Annotated in this window: 15 protein-coding genes and 1 pseudogene; 8 read left to right on the plus strand and 8 right to left on the minus strand. The window is 66.3% G+C overall.

All coding sequences use genetic code 11. The annotated features are described in order from the left end of the window. Window positions 1-178 precede the first annotated feature (178 nt). The gene (locus ACIGKQ_RS08200) at window positions 179-1,120 is read right to left on the minus strand and encodes a GlxA family transcriptional regulator (RefSeq protein ID WP_003941078.1); all 942 of its coding nucleotides are present in this window, start codon (window positions 1,118-1,120) and stop codon (window positions 179-181) included. 108 nt (window positions 1,121-1,228) lie between these two features. Between ACIGKQ_RS08200 and ACIGKQ_RS08205 the strand changes: the two genes are divergently transcribed. Then, window positions 1,229-1,540: a putative quinol monooxygenase gene (locus ACIGKQ_RS08205; protein ID WP_003941073.1), complete on the plus strand. Its 312-nt coding sequence runs from the start codon at window positions 1,229-1,231 to the stop codon at window positions 1,538-1,540. A 476-nt stretch (window positions 1,541-2,016) separates the two neighbouring features. Continuing rightward, a pseudogene (locus ACIGKQ_RS08210) lies at window positions 2,017-3,346 on the plus strand (ISL3-like element ISPfr2 family transposase). Between the two features lie 68 nt (window positions 3,347-3,414). Here the strand turns inward: ACIGKQ_RS08210 and ACIGKQ_RS08215 are convergent. The 4 genes from ACIGKQ_RS08215 to ACIGKQ_RS08230 form a co-directional block, all read right to left on the minus strand. Next, window positions 3,415-3,783, minus strand: coding sequence for a GGDEF domain-containing protein (locus ACIGKQ_RS08215; RefSeq protein ID WP_396573327.1), 369 nt, complete (start codon window positions 3,781-3,783; stop codon window positions 3,415-3,417). A gap of 3 nt (window positions 3,784-3,786) precedes the next feature. Next, window positions 3,787-4,482, minus strand: coding sequence for a hypothetical protein (locus tag ACIGKQ_RS08220; RefSeq protein WP_396573119.1), 696 nt, complete (start codon window positions 4,480-4,482; stop codon window positions 3,787-3,789). A 268-nt stretch (window positions 4,483-4,750) separates the two neighbouring features. Next, window positions 4,751-6,436: an acyl-CoA dehydrogenase family protein gene (locus tag ACIGKQ_RS08225; RefSeq protein WP_396573121.1), complete on the minus strand. Its 1,686-nt coding sequence runs from the start codon at window positions 6,434-6,436 to the stop codon at window positions 4,751-4,753. Between the two features lie 148 nt (window positions 6,437-6,584). Next, on the minus strand, window positions 6,585-7,205 hold the full coding sequence (locus ACIGKQ_RS08230) for a TetR/AcrR family transcriptional regulator C-terminal domain-containing protein (protein ID WP_235721963.1): 621 nt from the start codon (window positions 7,203-7,205) through the stop codon (window positions 6,585-6,587). A gap of 106 nt (window positions 7,206-7,311) precedes the next feature. Here ACIGKQ_RS08230 and ACIGKQ_RS08235 point away from each other — a divergent pair, with 106 nt between their 5' ends. Together ACIGKQ_RS08235 and ACIGKQ_RS08240 are read left to right on the plus strand one after the other, a co-directional pair. Then, window positions 7,312-7,539, plus strand: coding sequence for a FitA-like ribbon-helix-helix domain-containing protein (locus ACIGKQ_RS08235; protein ID WP_235721964.1), 228 nt, complete (start codon window positions 7,312-7,314; stop codon window positions 7,537-7,539). Then, the gene (locus ACIGKQ_RS08240; RefSeq protein WP_396573124.1) at window positions 7,536-7,955 is read left to right on the plus strand and encodes a type II toxin-antitoxin system VapC family toxin; all 420 of its coding nucleotides are present in this window, start codon (window positions 7,536-7,538) and stop codon (window positions 7,953-7,955) included. Before ACIGKQ_RS08235 ends, ACIGKQ_RS08240 begins: the two co-directional genes overlap by 4 nt. Before the next feature lie 75 nt (window positions 7,956-8,030). On the opposite strand, the gene ACIGKQ_RS08245 is transcribed toward ACIGKQ_RS08240, so the two are convergent. Beyond that, a complete protein-coding gene (locus tag ACIGKQ_RS08245) occupies window positions 8,031-8,654 on the minus strand; it encodes a TetR-like C-terminal domain-containing protein (RefSeq protein ID WP_287015776.1) in 624 nt (207 codons plus the stop codon). A gap of 51 nt (window positions 8,655-8,705) precedes the next feature. On the opposite strand from ACIGKQ_RS08245, the gene ACIGKQ_RS08250 reads away from it, so the two are divergent. From ACIGKQ_RS08250 to ACIGKQ_RS08265, 4 genes are read left to right on the plus strand one after another with little or no spacing between them, the layout of a single operon-like run. Continuing rightward, complete coding sequence (locus ACIGKQ_RS08250) at window positions 8,706-9,821, plus strand: hypothetical protein (RefSeq protein WP_396573126.1); 1,116 nt, start codon at window positions 8,706-8,708, stop codon at window positions 9,819-9,821. Between the two features lie 7 nt (window positions 9,822-9,828). After that, window positions 9,829-10,806, plus strand: coding sequence for a TIGR03617 family F420-dependent LLM class oxidoreductase (locus tag ACIGKQ_RS08255; protein WP_235721968.1), 978 nt, complete (start codon window positions 9,829-9,831; stop codon window positions 10,804-10,806). Between the two features lie 2 nt (window positions 10,807-10,808). After that, the gene (locus ACIGKQ_RS08260) at window positions 10,809-13,190 is read left to right on the plus strand and encodes a PEP/pyruvate-binding domain-containing protein (protein ID WP_287015773.1); all 2,382 of its coding nucleotides are present in this window, start codon (window positions 10,809-10,811) and stop codon (window positions 13,188-13,190) included. Window positions 13,191-13,250: 60 nt separating this feature from the next. Further along, entirely contained in the window at window positions 13,251-14,645 is a 1,395-nt protein-coding gene (locus tag ACIGKQ_RS08265) for an MFS transporter (RefSeq protein ID WP_396573129.1), read from the plus strand. Window positions 14,646-14,730: 85 nt separating this feature from the next. Here ACIGKQ_RS08265 and ACIGKQ_RS08270 read toward each other — a convergent pair whose 3' ends face one another. Together ACIGKQ_RS08270 and ACIGKQ_RS08275 are read right to left on the minus strand one after the other, a co-directional pair. After that, on the minus strand, window positions 14,731-15,588 hold the full coding sequence (locus tag ACIGKQ_RS08270; protein ID WP_266063069.1) for an LLM class F420-dependent oxidoreductase: 858 nt from the start codon (window positions 15,586-15,588) through the stop codon (window positions 14,731-14,733). Window positions 15,589-15,609: 21 nt separating this feature from the next. After that, a complete protein-coding gene (locus tag ACIGKQ_RS08275) occupies window positions 15,610-16,629 on the minus strand; it encodes an aldo/keto reductase (RefSeq protein WP_396573131.1) in 1,020 nt (339 codons plus the stop codon). Window positions 16,630-16,663 lie beyond the last annotated feature (34 nt).

The following is a 16,663-nucleotide window of genomic DNA, read 5'->3' on the forward strand; positions in this document are numbered from 1 at the left end:
CGCAGCGACATCACAGCCACCCAACCCCGACCGTCCGGGAAGCCGGGACACGTCACATGGCCTGTGCTGCGGGCGTGTCGAGTGGGTCGTCCAGGGGCGACGCAGGAGCGTCGACGCGACGTGCTGAGAGGTGGTTCCAGTCGAGCACTAGGACACCGGCTACAGGCATGGCGATAGGTCAGGAACGGCGTCGCTCCCTACGCAGGAGGGAGCGCAGAGTCTCGGCGTTCGCGTAGCCGACCCGTAGCGCGATCTCGGCGGAGGTGAGGTCCGTGGTTGCTGAGAGGTGCCGAGCTCGTTCGATGCGAAGCCGTTGGACGAAGCCGAGCGGAGTGAGGTTGAGCGCCGCACGGACTCGTCGTTCGAGGGTGCGCCGGCTGGTGCCGAGCGACTGCGCGACGAAGGCGACGTTGAACGGTTCGTCCAGGCGGGCGCGCACGAAGCGTTCGAACTCGACGACGATCGGGTCCTCGTGCCGGAGATGTTCGTAGGCGACGAAGGCCGCCTGCGACGGACGCTCGTCGATGATGAGGAGCTTGGCGACATGTTGGGCCAGGTCGGGGCTGATCGATCGCACGAGTGAGAGCGCGAGGTCGATGTGGGCGAACGCGGCGCCGGCGGTGACGAGGTTCCCGTCGACCACGACCATGGTGTCGAGATCGAGGGCGACGGTCGGATAGCGCTTCAGGAACTCCGGCCCCAGGAACCAGCTGGTCGTCGCCCGCCGATGATGCATCCGTCCGGTCTCGGCGACAGCGAACACGCCGGTGCACGCCGCGGCGATCCGGGTGGTCGCGTCGTCGAGGCGCCCGAGCGAGGCGATGACCGAACGAGCATCTCGGCTCTGGAGGGCGTCGTTGGTAGCGGCGGCCGTGAGGGTTCCAAGCGCAGGGACGACGACCACGTCGAACTCTGCGGACTCCGACAGCGGGTGGTCCACCGACAGGGTCATCGATGCCGTCGTGGTCACTCTCCGTTTCGGTCCGAGGATGGCGAGTTCGATCGGGTCGATCCGCGGGTCGACATCGCCGCGGGCTCCGTCGGCCACCCGCACGATGTCGATGACCGACGCGACAGCCGAACCGAAGCAGCCGTCGATCGCGATCAGTCCGATACGCATGGCGTAAACAATAGCAATACTGCCGTATACGCCACTTCTCACATGCCCTCGCTCGTCATACGCTGAACTCGCTTCACCAAGAGACCTCGACACTTAGGAGAACCCCTCATGTCCACACCCGCATCACTTCCGTATGCCTTCGTCGCCAAGATCGTCGCGGCCGATGGACAGCACGACGCGCTCGCCGATCTGCTCGCCGGCGCTGTCGCGCTCGCCAACGAAGAAGTAGGAACGATTGTCTGGTTCGCGGTCAGGACCCACGCCGACACCTTCTGGATCTTCGATGCATTCCCCGACGAGGCCGCTCGCGACGCCCACGCCAACGGCGCCATCGTCGCAGCCCTGATGGCCAACCAACACCTCCTCGGCGCAGCACCCGAGATCCTGGCGGCCGACGTCCTCGCGTCCAAGCTCCCGTAGTCCGCCAACGCACGAGACGACCGCGCCCCGCCGAGCCGTCGCCAGGTCGCGACGCAACGCAACGCCACGCTGCGTTGCCGAGCGGTGCGAGGCCTATCGGCACACGGACAGGATGCCGGCCGCGAGCGCTCAGCCGGCGAGGGGTCCGTCGCAGAGGAGAGCGACGTCGGTGTCGGGCAGAGCCGTGAGGCCAGTGCATCGCGCGACCACCAGAACCGAACCGCCCCTGCCCTGCGTTTCCGCAGGTCAGGGGCTGTTCGCCGGATCCGCCTGTCGGAATCGAACCGACGACCTAATCACGTCGGCTTTGCGTCTATCGCTTGATGCGCCCACTGGGCGAACGATCCGCTGACCTGCGCAAACGCCGAGCGTGGGGGACGCCGCCATCCGGTGGTGACCGACGACGACCGACCAGTACCGACCGTTTCACCGGAGCTTGCGGCGGCGTCGAAGCCATCCATCCGAAAGACCTCGACGTGTCCGACGCTACCCCGCCGGCCGGCTTCGGCCGCCCTGACCTGACCGCCTTCGCTCGACTCGACGGCCTCGGTCTGAGCGTGACCGGACAACGACTTGAACCGGATCGTGCGGTCCTCGCGTGCCGCGTGGTGGAACCAGATCAGTGGTGCCGACGGTGCGGCAGCGAAGGCGCTGCTCGTGACGCCGTGATCCGGCGGTTGGCCCACGAGCCGCTGGGCTGGCGACCGACCGTGCTGGAAGTTGTAGTGCGCCGCTACCGCTGTGCCGACTGCGGACACGTGTGGCGCCAAGACACCAGCGCCGCGGCGGAGCCACGCGCGAAGCTCTCGCGCACCGGGCTGCGGTGGGCGCTGGAAGGGATCGTGGTCGCACACCTCACCGTCGCCCGTGTCGCCGAGGGACTCGGGGTCGCGTGGGACACCGCCAACAACGCGGTCCTGGCTGAGGGCAAGCGCCTGCTGATCAACGACCCCACGCGGTTTGAGGGCGTGAAGGTCATTGGCGTCGATGAGCACGTCTGGCGCCACACCAGGCGTGGCGACAAGTACGTCAGTCACCGTGATCATCGACCTCACCCCGGTCCGCGATGGCGCCGGCCCAGCAAGGCTGCTGGACATGGTCGAGGGCCGGTCGAAGGCGGCGTTCAAGACCTGGCTCGCCGACCGCGACGACGCCTTCCGTGACGCGGTCGAGGTGGTCGCGATGGACGGCTTCACCGGGTTCAAGACCGCCGCTGCAGAGGAGATCCCGGACGCGGTCACGGTGATGGATCCCTTCCACGTCGTGCGCCCGGCCGGTGACGCCCTCCACAGGTGCCGGCGCCGGGTCCAACTCGCGATCCACGGGCACCGTGGGTTCAGGGACGACCCGCTCTACAAGTCGCGGCGCACGCTGCACACCGGCGCGGACCTGCTCACCGACAAGCAGAGCGACAGGCTATGCGCGCTGTTCGTTGATGACGCTCACGTCGAGGTCGAGGCGACCTGGGGTGTCTACCAGCGCATGATCGCCGCCTATCGCCACGAGGACCGGCAACGTGGCCGCGAGCTCATGGAGAAGCTGATCACCGACCTCAGCGCCGGCGTCCCCAAGGTGCTCACCGAGCTCACCACCCTGGGCCGGACCCTGAAGAAGCGAGCCGCTGACGTGCTCGCCTACTTCGAACGACCCGGCACCAGCACCGGGCCGACCGAGGCGCTCAACGGACGGCTCGAACACCTGCGCGGCTCCGCACTCGGGTTCCGCAACCTGACCAACTACATCGCCCGAAGCCTGCTCGAGACCGGCGGCTTCAGACCCCAACTCCTACACCCCCGATTGGGATGAGCCGGTTTGGCCCGGATGGGCTGCCCTTCGTGACGATCCGCCGCTAGCGCTCCGGACGTCCTCGGGCGTCACGAAGGGTCGCCGCACACCACTCGGTATGTGTCCCGCCCAGCGTTCTTCGCCTCGAATAGCGCGCGGTCGGCAGTCTTCAGTGCCAGGTCCACGAGCGCGCCGTCGGTGGCCGGGCGGAGTTTGCTCTCATAGACGACCGCGCCGACGCTCACGGTGATGCGAGGCTCGCAGGGCAGGCCGATCTGGGCGGCCCGGATGCGATTGGCCAGTCCGATGGCCGAAACGCGATCCAGGGAGCCGGCGATCGCGAACTCGTCGCCGCCGAGGCGCCCGACCACCCCTGACTTCCCAACGGCATCCACGAGCACCGCGGCCAACCGTTCGAGGACGGCGTCACCCACGGCATGCCCGTGCCGATCGTTGATCGCCTAGTAGTTGTCGATGTCCACCACGAGGATTGTGAAGGGCCGCGTCGTCTGTCGGGTCGCGGTCTTCGCTATGTAGCGGAACCCGCGCCGATTGAGCACACCGGTCAGCGGGTCGGTGTTGGCCGACTCGATCTGAAGGCGAAGCGCACGTTTCGACTCTGCGCTGTAGATGGCGATCAGGCCCACGGTGCCATTGGCCGCGAGCAACGACACCATGATCCCGTAGAGCGCGGTCGATCCGGGCAGCGTGTCGTCGAGTAGCGCTCTCGCGCCGATGGTGACGATCACCGCGGTCGAGAAGACGACATGACAGACCATCGCCTGGATGCGGAGAAAATGTGCGACGTACCCGCCGATGACCGCGAACAGCGCCGTGCCCTGCAGTGCCATCACCGGATTCTGGAATGTCGCCAGCGCCGCGGTCAGTCCGAGGTCGGCGTAGAGGACGAAGGCGGTGTTGGCGCCTCGCATAGGCATCGTCTCCGACAACCAAATGGTTCGCAGATCGATGCGCGCGACGATGATCGCGACCGGCACCGTGGTGGCGCTGATGGCGATGAGCGCGCCCATCCGAACCGGGCTCCCCGCCGCACCATCCGGCGACGTCACCGCCAGGACACCCAACAGGCCGATGGCCAGCGTCAGGCCCGCTATTCCATATCGGGGTAGCCGTTCGGAGATCTCGATCTGATCCATGACATATCGAGGATCCTCGTACGCTTTTGTCCGCGCGGCGTGGGTCGCCTCCCCAAGATTCCCCACGCCTGCAGACCGATTCTCATCGACAAACACCGTTCGCGTCCCGCCCCTGTGCACTGCTGACAACGAACGCGGCTCCGTCAGACCCCCATGAAAGGGACACGTTCTTCAAGTTGCGATTGTAGAACGTACATCGCTGGCGCGGGTGGTGAGGGGTTGGCGCCGCGTTACTGCGCGACAGTCGAGTCCACGACGGCCACCGCGCTCAGTGTCGTTCCAGGATCGCCGCGAGATCCGCGCCGTCGGGCAGCGCGCCGTACTCGAACGCGCGGTTGCCGCCCAGCCGCGCGGCGATGAACGCATCGGACACCTCGGTCGGGGAGAACCGCACCAGCAGGGAGGCTTCCAGCGCCAAGGCCATGGATTCAACAACTCCGCGGGCGCGTCGTTGCGCCGTTGCCGCGTCGGCGCGAACCAGTTCACCCAGCTGATCACGCAGCCGTTCGAGGTGCAGGTCCAGGGTGCGGTTGGCTCCCAGTGCGATGTTGATCTCGGCGTCGAACGCCGCGATCGACTCCGGCTCGCGGGTCATGGCCCGCAGCACGTCGAGTGCGATGACATTCCCGGAGCCTTCCCAGACGGCCATGACCGGTTGCTCGCGGTAGCGCATGGCCAGGGGGAAGGCCTCGGTGTAGCCGTTGCCGCCGAGACACTCCAGCGCCTCGTAAGAGTGGTGTGGTCCGCGCTTGCAGATCCAGTACTTGGCGACTGCGGTGGCGAGACGTCGGAACGCCTTCTCCTGGTCGGTGGCGTCCTCGTCATGGGCGCGAGCCAGGCGCATGGCGGTGATGGTGGCGGCTTCCGATTCCAGGGCGAGGTCGGCGAGCACGGCGGTCATCGCCGGCTGATCGGCCAGCGTCGCGCCGAAGGCGGCCCGGTGGCGAGCGTGCCACACCGCCTCGGCCACAGACTGTCGCATTCCGGCGGCACTACCGAGGACGCAGTCCAGACGGGTCTGCGCAACCATCTCGATGATGGTGCGCACGCCACGGCCCGGTTCGCCGACCATCACCGCGACGGTGCCGTCGAGTTCGATCTCCGACGACGCGTTCGACTTGTTGCCGAGCTTGTCTTTCAGCCGCTGGATGCGGAATACGTTGCGGGTGCCGTCGGGCAGGACGCGGGGCAGCAGGAAGCACGAGAGTCCCTCGCCGCCGGGGCCTTGCGCCTGCGCGAGGACCAGGAACGCATCCGACATCGGTGCCGAGCAAAACCATTTGTGTCCGGTGAGCAGATAGTCGGCGCCCGGCCCGCCGCGGCCGACCGGTGTGGCAACCGTCGTGTTCGCGCGCACATCGGAGCCACCCTGCTTCTCCGTCATCGACATGCCGAAGATCGCCGATTCCTTGGTGGCCGACAGATCTGGAGAGTAGCTGCGTGACAGTGCTTTCGGCACCCAGTGCGCGGCGACGTCGGGCTGTAGCTCCAGCGACGGGATCACCGCATGTGTCATCGACACCGGGCAGGCGTGGCCGGGTTCGATCTGGCCGAACAACATGAAACCGGCAGCGCGAGCGACGTGGGAGCCCGGTTGCGGGTCGGCCCAGCAGCGCGTGTGTGAGCCGTGGGCCACCGACGCCTCGATGATCCGGTGGTAGGCGGGGTGGTATTCGACCTCGTCAATCCGGTTGCCCCAGCGGTCGTGGGTGTGCAGCACCGGGGTGATGGTGTTGGCCAGGTGCGCGTCGTGCTGAAACTGCGCACTGCCCACGTGCGCGCCGATCGCCCGGAGCTCATCTTCCGCCCAGCCCGCGTCGTGGCGTCGGATCGCTTCGACAAGAACGGTATTCATGTCGAACTCGTTGATATCGACACGCGGGGCGGACTGGTTGAGGACGGTGTGCGTGAGATGCGGTTGCGGGTGGGTGGTGGTCTCGGTGGAGTGTGTCATGGGTTTTCCTTTCGAAGCGGCGCAACTGGTCTCGATACGCCGTCTCGCCTAGGGGCTCGACGGCTACTCGACCAACGACGGGGGAGGCGAATGCTCGATTGTTCCGACTGCTGTTCTCTTCGCTGGGCGATCTCGATGCGAGACCACGTCATATGGCATGCGCCAACACCCGATCCGGGATCTGCAGGTTGGTGAACACGATCGCGACCGCGTCCTCGAGCCGATCCCCGAGGTGATCGCCGGCGGCCGCCTGCTGGATGACGAGCCCGAAGATGGCCGACCAGAACGCTTTTGCCTCCACGTCGATCGGTGCCCGCAGCTCCCACCCTGTCCGCACCAGAGTTCGCATCAACGCTTCGGCGCCGCGCTCGTGCAACACCTGCAACGTGTCCGCGATCTGCGGTCGAAGGTCGGAACGGCGCGACGCCATCGACATTGCGGTCGTGAACAACTCGACATTGCGGGCCTGCCCGCCGAGTAATGTCGAGATGAGGGCGTGGGTGTACTCGCCGACGGTCGTGGCCGTGCCGGCGGCTTCCTCTGCGGCGCGACCGGCGCGTAGTACCGCGGTGCACGCGACTTCGGTGAACAACTGCTCTTTGGAGCCGAAGTAGTACGTGACCTGGTTCGGATAGGCGTCAGCTCGGTGGCAGATCTGGGCGACCGACGCCGTCTCGCCCTGCTCAGTGAATACCTCGGCCGCCGCGCGCAGCAGGGAGTCGCGGGTGGCCTTGCCGGCTTCGCGACTACCGCGACGTGACGTGGTCATGTGATGAGGGTCGCACATTCTTGTTTGTATGACAAACAAGAATGTGAGGGTGTCGTCCAAGCGCACACCTTCGATATCATGTTCCTGATATCGGAGGTGGCAAAAAATGGAACAGATCCTCATCCGCAATTTACCCGCGGGGACCAAGGCCGCCCTGCGGGCGCGTGCCGAGCAGCATCGCAGGTCGGTAGAGGCGGAGGCTCGCGAGATCCTCGCCGAAGCGCTTGAGCGGGAGCCGGTCACGCTCGTCGACCTGCTGAGTTCCGATGAGGGTGCGGACATCGATTTCGAGCCCGAACGCCTCGGTCTGACTGTCCGATCTGCCGAGTTGTGAAGTACGTCTTGGATACCAACGTGGTATCCGCGCTGAGGGTCCGGGGACGCAACCGACAGGTCGAGATCTGGGCGGCGTCCGTATCGGTGACCGACCAGTTCGTGACGGCGATGACCATGGCAGAACTCGAGTGTGGCGTGGTCACCAAGGAGCGATCCGACCCAGCGCAGGGAGAAGTATTGCGCCGTTGGTTCGAGGAACGGGTCCTGCCTGCATTCGCCGACCGTGTGTTGCCGTTCGATCTGCCCGCAGCACGGGTCTTGGCGACCTATCGGGTGCCCGAGCATGCTCCGTTCGAAGATGCTGTCATCGCTGCTATCGCCCATGCCACCCAGATGGCCGTGGCGACACGCAATACCAAGCATTTCGAGCCGCTCGGCGTCCGATGCGTCAACCCGTGGGAACCGAAGGTCTGAGGTGAAACTCAGAACCCGAGCCCACAGATCAAGTCGTTGAACGTGACGCGGCGATGCTGAGATCCGACCTGTTCCTCACCGTTTCACCCCCGCCGGCCACCGCTCGGTGATCATCTCCGTCATCGCGTCGACCCACTCCTCGTCGAGTGCGGCGTCGCGGCGGATGAGGATGCGGAAGATCGCGGTGCCTGCCACCACTTCGGCGAGCATGGGGAGGTGGTCGTCGGCGCGGCGTTCCTGGCCGAAGTGGGTTTCGAATGCGCCGAGGTTGCCGGCCAGTCGGGTGATCATCATGGCGTGTACCTGGGGGTCGGCGACGGTATCGGCGATCAGGCCGGGTAGCGCCATGCGCACCTCGGGCCGGTCGAACATCGTGCGGACCGTGTCGACCACGGATCGGATGTCGGTGTGGATGTCGCCGGAGCTGAGAGGGGTCGGGATCGAGTCGGTGGGCAGGACCGCCTCGTGCACGAGTTGAGCTTTGCCGGCCCAGCGTCGGTAGATGGCGGCGGTGGTGGTTCCGGCTCGTGCGGCGATCGCCGACAGTGACAGGGCCGAATAGCCCGACTCGAGCAGCAACTCCCGTGTCGCCGTGACGATCGCCGCGTCGATGCGTCCGTCGCGGGGGCGGCCGGGTGGGGGTGAGGCGGGCGCGCGTGCGCCAGACCCCTTGCCTGCGCTGCCGCTTTCTGCTGTCATGAGTTCCATCTTAGTTCCAATACAGTGTGCATCGTATTTGAGGGAGTGTCGGTGAAGCTGAGCCCGCTCGACGAGTATCCGATCCATCAGACGCCGACTCCGGTCTCCTGGCCGGCCACGTCCGATCGAAATTTCTACGACCGCTCGTATTTCAACGTGCTCGACCGTGGCGGGCGGTTCATGGCGCTCACCGGCATCGGCTACTACCCGCGGCTCGGTGTCAAGGACGCCTATTTCGTCGTCCGGCACGGCGATACGCAGACCGCGGTGCATCTGAGCGACGCCATCGACGACGATCGGCTGAATCAACACGTCAACGGCTACCGCCTCGACGTCATCGAACCCCTACAGCAGATACATCTGACGATGGACGAGACGGAGGGTATCGCCGCGGACCTCACGTGGCGCGGTTTGTTCTCCGCTGCGCTCGAGCGTCCACACGACATGCTGACCGACCGTCGAGTGACCCTGCAGGCGTGCCGGTTTGCCCAACTCGGTAGCTGGGAGGGGTGGATCGACGTCGACGGTGAACGGCTGATCGTCGAGCACGATGCCAGCGTGGCCAGCCGCGACCGTTCGTGGGGGATCCGTCCGGTCGGCGAGGCCGAACCGGGTGGACGTCCCGACACATCCTTCCGCGGGATGTGGTGGTTGTACCTGCCTTTGGCGTTCGACGACTACCAGTTGTTCCTGATCCTGCAGGAGGACCCGGACGGTCATCGCAGCCTCTACGACTGCACCCGACGATGGCGTGACGGCCGCGTCGAACAGCTCGATGGCGTCCGCGTCTCCGTCCACTACACGTCGGGCACCCGGATTCCCTACGGTGCGCACGTCGAGTTCCAGAACCGCGACGGTGATCGGTTTCAGCTCGACATCGAATCGAAGCTGTTCGCACCCATCGCTTTCGGTGCGGGGTACGGCGGTGACGCGACCTGGGCGCACGGCACCTGGAAAGGCGAGTCCTTCGTCGAACGTGTCGGCTTCGACCTGACCGATCCCGAGGTGATGGCCAAGGCTCCGTTCAGCCTCATCGACCACGTCGCCGAAGCAGTTTGCACCGAACCTGACGGTCGGAAGTGTCATGGTGCGGGACTATTCGAACACGGTGTCCTCGGGCCACATCATCCGTCGGGCTTCACCGACTGGACCGACGGAGCGAAGTAGGCAGCCGATGAAGGTCATGACAGCCCTGTTCGGGCCCACCGACGCCGTCGACCGCGCACGTGTTCTGCAGGAGGCCGGCGCGTCAGGCATCTTCACCTTCGAAGGCCCGCACGACGTGTTCACGCCGCTGGTGCTGGCGTCCGGGGTGCGCGGTCTCGATGTGATGTCCAACGTCGCGATCGGACTTCCGCGCAACCCGATCCAACTCGCTCACCAGGCCAACGACCTACAACTACTCAGCGAAGGCCGGTTCATCCTGGGCCTGGGCACCCAGGTGCGCGCCCAGATCGAGAAACGCTACGGCGCGCACTTCGACCACCCGGTGGCGCGGATGAAAGACATGGTGGGCGCGTTGCGCGCGATCTTCGCGACGTGGCAGGACGGTGAACGACTCGACTACCGCGGCGAGTACCACCGGCACACCCTGATGACGCCGACCTTTGTGCCCGGGCCGAACCCGTACGGTCCGCCACCGATTTATCTCGGAGCGCTGGGCCCGCGGATGACCCGGATGACTGCCGAGGTGGCCGACGGCTTACTCGTGATGCCGTTCGGCACCAAGCGATTCCTCCACGAGGTGACGATGCCGGCCGTTCGCGCCGGCTTGGCCGCCGCCGGACGCGTCGACGGCGACTTCGAGGTGGTGCCGGAGATCATCGTCTCGGTCGGAGACGACCATACCTCGACCCGAATGCTGTTGGCCTTCTACGGTTCCACCCCCGCCTACCGGCCAGTCCTGGACGCCCACGGCTGGGGCGAACTGCAGCCGGAACTCAACGCGATGTCCAAGCAAGGGCGCTGGCAGGACATGGCCACGTTGATCGACGACGACATACTGCACACCATCGCAGCCTGCGGCACCCCGACCGAGATCGCCGCGCACATCCGCGCCCGCGTTACCGGGGTGTCCGACCGGATCTGCCTCTATCAACCGGGGCCGATCGACGCCGATGCGTTGGCCGAGATCGTCGACGCGTTGCCCTGACCATGACTCCGATGACGATTGAACTCGAGGACGTCACCGGCGTCCGATACGGCGGCAAGGCCGCCGGACTCGCCGAACTCGGCCGCCTCGGACTGCCGGTGCCGCCCGCGTTCGTCATCGCCGAGGTCACTTCTCAAGCCTCCGCAGATACCGCAGTGCAACGGTTCTCGCAGATGGCGGCGGCAGGTCAGGTCCCGGTGGCGGTGCGCTCGTCCGCGGTCGGCGAGGACGGCGACGATCAGTCCTTCGCCGGGCAGTACGACACCGTCCTGGGTGTCGATTCGGTCGACGACTTCGTCGCGGCCGTCCAGCAGTGTGCCGCCTCCGTGCATTCGCGACGGGCCACCGCGTACCGCGCCGATCAGGACGCCACCATGAATGTGGTTGTCCAACAAATGGTCGACGTGCGCGCAGCCGGTGTCGTATTCACCGCGGACCCGACCACCGGACGTCGTGATTTGGTGGTGATCGACGCCGTCGTGGGTCTGGGTGAGTCGTTGGTCGACGGCTCGGCATCACCCGACCACACCGTCCTCGACGATACTGGTACACCGATAGTGCACGAACTCGCCGGGGCGCAACCGGTTCTGTCATCCGTTGAGATCGCCGACATCCGCACCGGCGCACTGCGTGCCGCACACCACTGGGGTGAGCCGATGGACCTCGAATGGGCGATCGACCACGACGGACGGTTGTGGTGGCTGCAGGCCCGGCCCATCACCACCCTGCCCGGCGATCTCGGCGAGATGGACTCGCCGGTTGCCGGAGCCGATCACGTCTACACGCGCTGCAACATCGGCGAGATGATGCCCGGCGCATTCTGCCCGCTCACCGCGGCGGTGTCCGGGTACGCCATCGACCGTGCGATGCAGCAGATCCAAGTGGTCGCGCGAGCACAGCCCGGCTACGAACGGCCGTGGCTGCAGGTCGGCTACTTCTCGGGACACATGTTTCTCAACCTCACCGAGGGCACGGCCCTGAGCTCGGGCATCCTCGGCAATTCTCTCGAACAGTTCTCCACGTCGATCTGTGGCCGGGTGATCGACGAGTTGAAACCGAAACCGCCGCAGACATTCCGCCGGAAGCTCGGCAACACCATTCGACTCAGCGCCCATGCCCTGTCCGTCGGGCCGACGGTCCGGCACCTGGGTGCCCAGATCGCTGAGTTCGAGATACCAACCGGCAACGATCCGCGAAGCATCCTGCAACAGTTGGAGTCCGGCGTCGACCGCTACTGCGATGTCACGTTGACCCATGTGCGATCCTCGTCGCGGGCCGCTGTGGCCGCCAATGTCCTGGAGAGCGTGCTGATCCGGCGGGCGTTACAACAGGGGCGCACCGAGGAGGACGGCCGGACCGAGGCGGCGCAGCTGATGGCCGGCGCCAGCGATGTCGAGAGCGCGCTCATGCTCGGCGAACTCGATGCGGTGGTCCGGTTGATTGCCGCCGACCCCATGGCGACGGACGCGTTCCTCTCGGTCACGCCCGAGCGTGCCGTCACCGCTGTGCGCGTCGGCGACGATGAGGCCGCATCGGCGTTGCGTCACTTCCTGACTCGTCACGGACACCGCGGCTACCGCGAACTGTGCATGCGCGACCCGTCCTGGGCCGAGGACCCCGCCGGACTGGGCACGATGATGCAGGCCATGCTGCGTGCCACGGGCGATCGCGCGGAGCGCACGCCGACCCGAGTACAGGTCGACGCGCCCACATCCGCAACGATCCGACTGCTCGCCCGATGGGCGCAGGCCGGTGCCCGCGGACGTGAGGAGACGAAGTCGAAGATGGCGCTGATGGCCCACTCGCTCAAACTCGGCTATCGGCACCTCGGTGAGGTCCTCGCCGCCACCGGGCGATTGCCCGACGCCGACCTCGTCTTCTTCTTCGACCGCGCCGAACTGCACCGCATCGTCGGCGTCGAGAACATCGACGGCCTCGTCACGCGCGCGCAGCAGCGTCGCGCGGCCCTGGCCTACCAGGACGCGCTGGACTTCGACGACGTGTCGATCGGGCGGCCCACCGCGCGCATCGCGCCACCGCCTCGGCTGGTGGGTGACGATGCGATTGTCGGCCGCCCGGCCGGACGCGGGGTGGCCGAGGGGGTGGTGCGTGTTGCGAAGACCATCGTGCAAGCACGCGACGTCCAGCGCGGCGAGATCCTGGTCGCTCCGGTCACCGACGTCGGATGGACGCCGTACTTCACCGTCATCGGCGCTCTCGTCACCGACATCGGCAGTTCGGTCTCCCACGGCGCTGTGGTGGCCCGCGAATACGGGCTGCCCTGCGTCGTCAACACCCTCATCGCCACCCAGGTACTCGTCACCGGCGACCGGGTGCGGGTGGACGGGGACCGCGGGGTGGTCACCCGTCTCGAGAAGGTCTGAGGGCCGGAGGTCGCAGCCTCCACCCGGTGCCGACCGCCGCCTACTCGATAGGGTGGCCGGATGGCCGGAACCTCGACACGACTGCTTCCCGGCCTCGTCTACGCAGCACTGACCACCGCTGTGGTCAGTTCGCTCGGCATGCTGCTGGTGCCCAGCGTCGCCGAGGAATATGACGTCGCCGTCGGCACCGCGCAGTGGATGCTCACCATCAACCTGCTGGTCGGCGCGGTCACCACGCCAGTGATGGGACGGCTCAGCGACGGCCCGCACAAGAAACGTCTGCTGATCTGTGCGCTCGCGGTGATCCTGCTCGGATCGGTGATGGCTGCGGTCGCGCCGACGTTCGCGGTGTTCCTGGCCGGCCGCGCACTGCAGGGACTGTCGTACGGCATTGTGCCCGTCACGATCGCGCTCGCACGCCGCTATCTCTCCGACGACCTGGTGCGGCCGGGGATCTCGGCGCTGTCGGTGACGGTAGCCACCGGGCTGGGCGTCGGCTACCCGCTGACCGGTGTGCTCGCGTCCGGATTCGGGTTCCGCATGGCGTTCGTCGCCGCCGCGATCTTCCTCGTCACCGCGATGGTGACGGTCTGGGCGGTGGTGCCCTCCGGGCCCGACGAACGTGCTCCCCGGCAACGGTTCGACGTGCCCGGAGCGGTACTCCTCGGCGCAGGCCTGTCCGCGGTGTTGCTCGCCGTCAGTGAAGGTCCCGATTGGGGGTGGCTGAGTGTGCGGACCATCGGGGCGTTCGCCGTCGGTGTCGCGGTGCTCGTCGGCTGGGGAGTGGTGGAACTGCGCACTCCGCATCCGATGATCAACCTGCGCATCTTCCGACACACCGACGTGATCCTCGCCAACGGCACCGCGATCGGACTCGGTGCGGCCCTCTACATCGGGTTGTCCGTCGCCAGTCTCATCGCGCAGGCACCCACCGACACCGGCTACGGCATCGCCCTGCCGCTGCTGTGGGCGGGTTTTGTGATGCTGCCGCTGTCGGTGGGGAGTTTCGGCGCGAATCGGGTGGTCCGACTGCTCGCCGCGCGTGTCGGCCTACCCACCCTGCTGCGGGTGGGTACCGCGATCATGGCCGTCGCGGCGTTTCTGATGTTGTTCGCGCACGACGCGCTGTGGGAGATCTTGATCGGGATGTTCTTGTTCGGCGTCGGCCTCGGCACCGCGTACGCGGCGATGCCTGCGTTGATTGCGCGCACCGTCGTCACCGAGGAGCTCGGCAGTGCGGTCAGTTTCAATCAGGTGTTGCGAACCGTCGGTGGTGCCGGCGGAAGCGCATTGTCGGGGGCGGTGCTGGCCGCCCACCCCGGGCTGGGCACCTTCCCGGACAACAGCGGCATCGTGCTCGCGCTGGCGTTGAGCGCCATCGGATGTTTGACGGTGTTCGGCGCTTTGGTGGTGCACTTCGTGGTGCGGCGGGTGGGAATCGAGGGCACGCTGTAGGCATTGACGACACGCTGGCCCGGGTGATCCGGGAAGCGGATGCGCCGGGAACAGCTGTCGGCGCATCCGCCTGTCGGACGTGGGGTCAATCCAACCGCGGCATTGCCTCGGCGAACAGTTCGATGATGCGTGCCGGCTCGGTGATACCGGTGGCGAACACATAGGACGACGTGAACCCCAAGGCTGCCATCGCGTTTGCGGTGGTGACGATGTCGTCCACCGTGCTGCTGGGGCTGATGGGGAAGATGGTGGTCTTGTCGATCTCATCGTAGTCGCGGCCGACGTCATCGCAGTGACCGCGCAGTACGTCGAGCTTGTGGGACGCGTCGGGTCCGGCAAAGATGTTGCAGGCGTCGGCATATTGAGCAACCAGGCGCAAGGTTTTCTTCTCGCCCGAGCCCCCGATCATGAGGTAGGGTCGGGGACTGCTCAGCGACTGCGGCGAATTGAGGGTACGGCCGAGCTGGTAGTGCTTGCCGGCGAAGGCGTCCTCCGACTCCGACCACATCTGATCGCAGATGCGAATGGTCTCCTCGAGTCGTTCGAAACGCTCAGCCGTCGGTGGGAAGGCGAAACCCAGGCCTTCGGACTCCTCGTCATTCCAGGCCGCGCCGATGCCGAGACCGACACGGCCGCCCGACAGCACGTTCAAGGTCGTGACCGCTTTGGCCAACAGAGCGGGCTCGCGGTAGGTGACTCCGGTGACCAGGGTGTGCAGCAAGGCGTGTTGGGTGTGAGCAGCGATGAAACCGAGCGCGGAATAGGCCTCCAGCATTTCGGTGTCGACCGGTCCGACGGGGCGGATCTGCCAGAAGTGGTCCATGACGCTGATCCGCCGCACGCCGATGTCCTCGGCGTCCCGGACGTGCTTGGTCAGCGCGGGGCCGAGTTCGGCGGGGCCGCCGGACCAGGTGAAGTCGGCGATGTGCAGGGCGAGTTCCATAGCGATTCTCCTTGTGCGGATTCAGTTGCGTCGACGGGCGTGCGGTGTCAACTCGTGTGTCCCGTAGCTGTTGTCCTCGGGGTTGAGTGTCAGCCCCGGTGCGACCAGTTCGTCAATTCGGTCGAGGACGTCCGTGGACAGGGTGATATCGGCGGCGGGCAGATACGACTCCAGCTGTTGCATGGTGCGAGGCCCGACGATTGCGGCGGTGACGCCCGGATGGTTGATGACAAACGCGATCGCAAGATCGATCAACGTCATGCCGGACTGCTCGGCGAGCACCGCAAGGTCTTCCACGATATCGAGCTTGCGCTGATTCGCGGAGATTGACATGTCGAATCGCGCACTGGGCCGAGCACTCGACGTCGGTGACGATGCGGAGTCCTTGCGCCACCGACCCGACAGCCATCCGCCCGCCAGTGGGCTGTAGGTGAGCGTGCCCATCCCGTGTCGCTGCACGGCCGGCAGTACGTCCTCCTCTATACCGCGAACCAGGATCGAGTACGGGGGCTGTTCGGTCACGAACCGCGCGAAGCGATTGTCCTTCGCCGCCCATTGGGCCTCCACGATCTGGGAGCCGGAAAACGACGAAGACCCGATGTAACGCACCTTGCCGTGCTGGACCAGATCGGTGAGCGCGCCGAGCGTCTCGTCGATGTCGGTATCGGGGCTGGGACGATGCACCTGGTAGAGGTCGATGTGATCGGTGGCGAGGCGGCGCAGCGAATCCTCGACCGCGCGCATGATCCAGCGGCGCGAGCCACCGCGGTGATTGGGGTCGTCGCCCATCGGCATGAAGAACTTCGTCGCGAGGAACACGTCGTCGCGTCGGTCGCCGAGTGCTTTTCCGACGATCTCCTCGGACCGACCGGCGGAATAGACATCGGCAGTGTCGACGAAGTTGATTCCCGCATCGAGTGCCGCGTGGATGATGCGGATCGAATCCTGTTCGTCGTCATTTCCCCAGGGCCCGAACATCATCGCACCCAGGCATAGTGGGCTGACCTGGACTCCGGTGCGGCCGAGTGGGCGGTACTGCATGTGGGCGGTCCTTTCGTTGGTGGAACCGGGGCCC

This window comes from Gordonia sp. NPDC062954, assembly GCF_044543825.1.
GTDB lineage: Bacteria > Actinomycetota > Actinomycetes > Mycobacteriales > Mycobacteriaceae > Gordonia > Gordonia tangerina.

Coding starts and splice junctions, on each gene's coding strand:
- ACIGKQ_RS08200 (WP_003941078.1), bottom strand. CDS start 1,120: ATGCGTATCGGACTGATCGCGATCGACGGCTGCTTCGGTTCGGCTGTC.
- ACIGKQ_RS08205 (WP_003941073.1), top strand. CDS start 1,229: ATGTCCACACCCGCATCACTTCCGTATGCCTTCGTCGCCAAGATCGTC.
- ACIGKQ_RS08220 (WP_396573119.1), bottom strand. CDS start 4,482: ATGGATCAGATCGAGATCTCCGAACGGCTACCCCGATATGGAATAGCG.
- ACIGKQ_RS08225 (WP_396573121.1), bottom strand. CDS start 6,436: ATGACACACTCCACCGAGACCACCACCCACCCGCAACCGCATCTCACG.
- ACIGKQ_RS08230 (WP_235721963.1), bottom strand. CDS start 7,205: ATGACCACGTCACGTCGCGGTAGTCGCGAAGCCGGCAAGGCCACCCGC.
- ACIGKQ_RS08235 (WP_235721964.1), top strand. CDS start 7,312: ATGGAACAGATCCTCATCCGCAATTTACCCGCGGGGACCAAGGCCGCC.
- ACIGKQ_RS08245 (WP_287015776.1), bottom strand. CDS start 8,654: ATGACAGCAGAAAGCGGCAGCGCAGGCAAGGGGTCTGGCGCACGCGCG.
- ACIGKQ_RS08255 (WP_235721968.1), top strand. CDS start 9,829: ATGAAGGTCATGACAGCCCTGTTCGGGCCCACCGACGCCGTCGACCGC.
- ACIGKQ_RS08260 (WP_287015773.1), top strand. CDS start 10,809: ATGACTCCGATGACGATTGAACTCGAGGACGTCACCGGCGTCCGATAC.
- ACIGKQ_RS08265 (WP_396573129.1), top strand. CDS start 13,251: ATGGCCGGAACCTCGACACGACTGCTTCCCGGCCTCGTCTACGCAGCA.
- ACIGKQ_RS08270 (WP_266063069.1), bottom strand. CDS start 15,588: ATGGAACTCGCCCTGCACATCGCCGACTTCACCTGGTCCGGCGGCCCC.
- ACIGKQ_RS08275 (WP_396573131.1), bottom strand. CDS start 16,629: ATGCAGTACCGCCCACTCGGCCGCACCGGAGTCCAGGTCAGCCCACTA.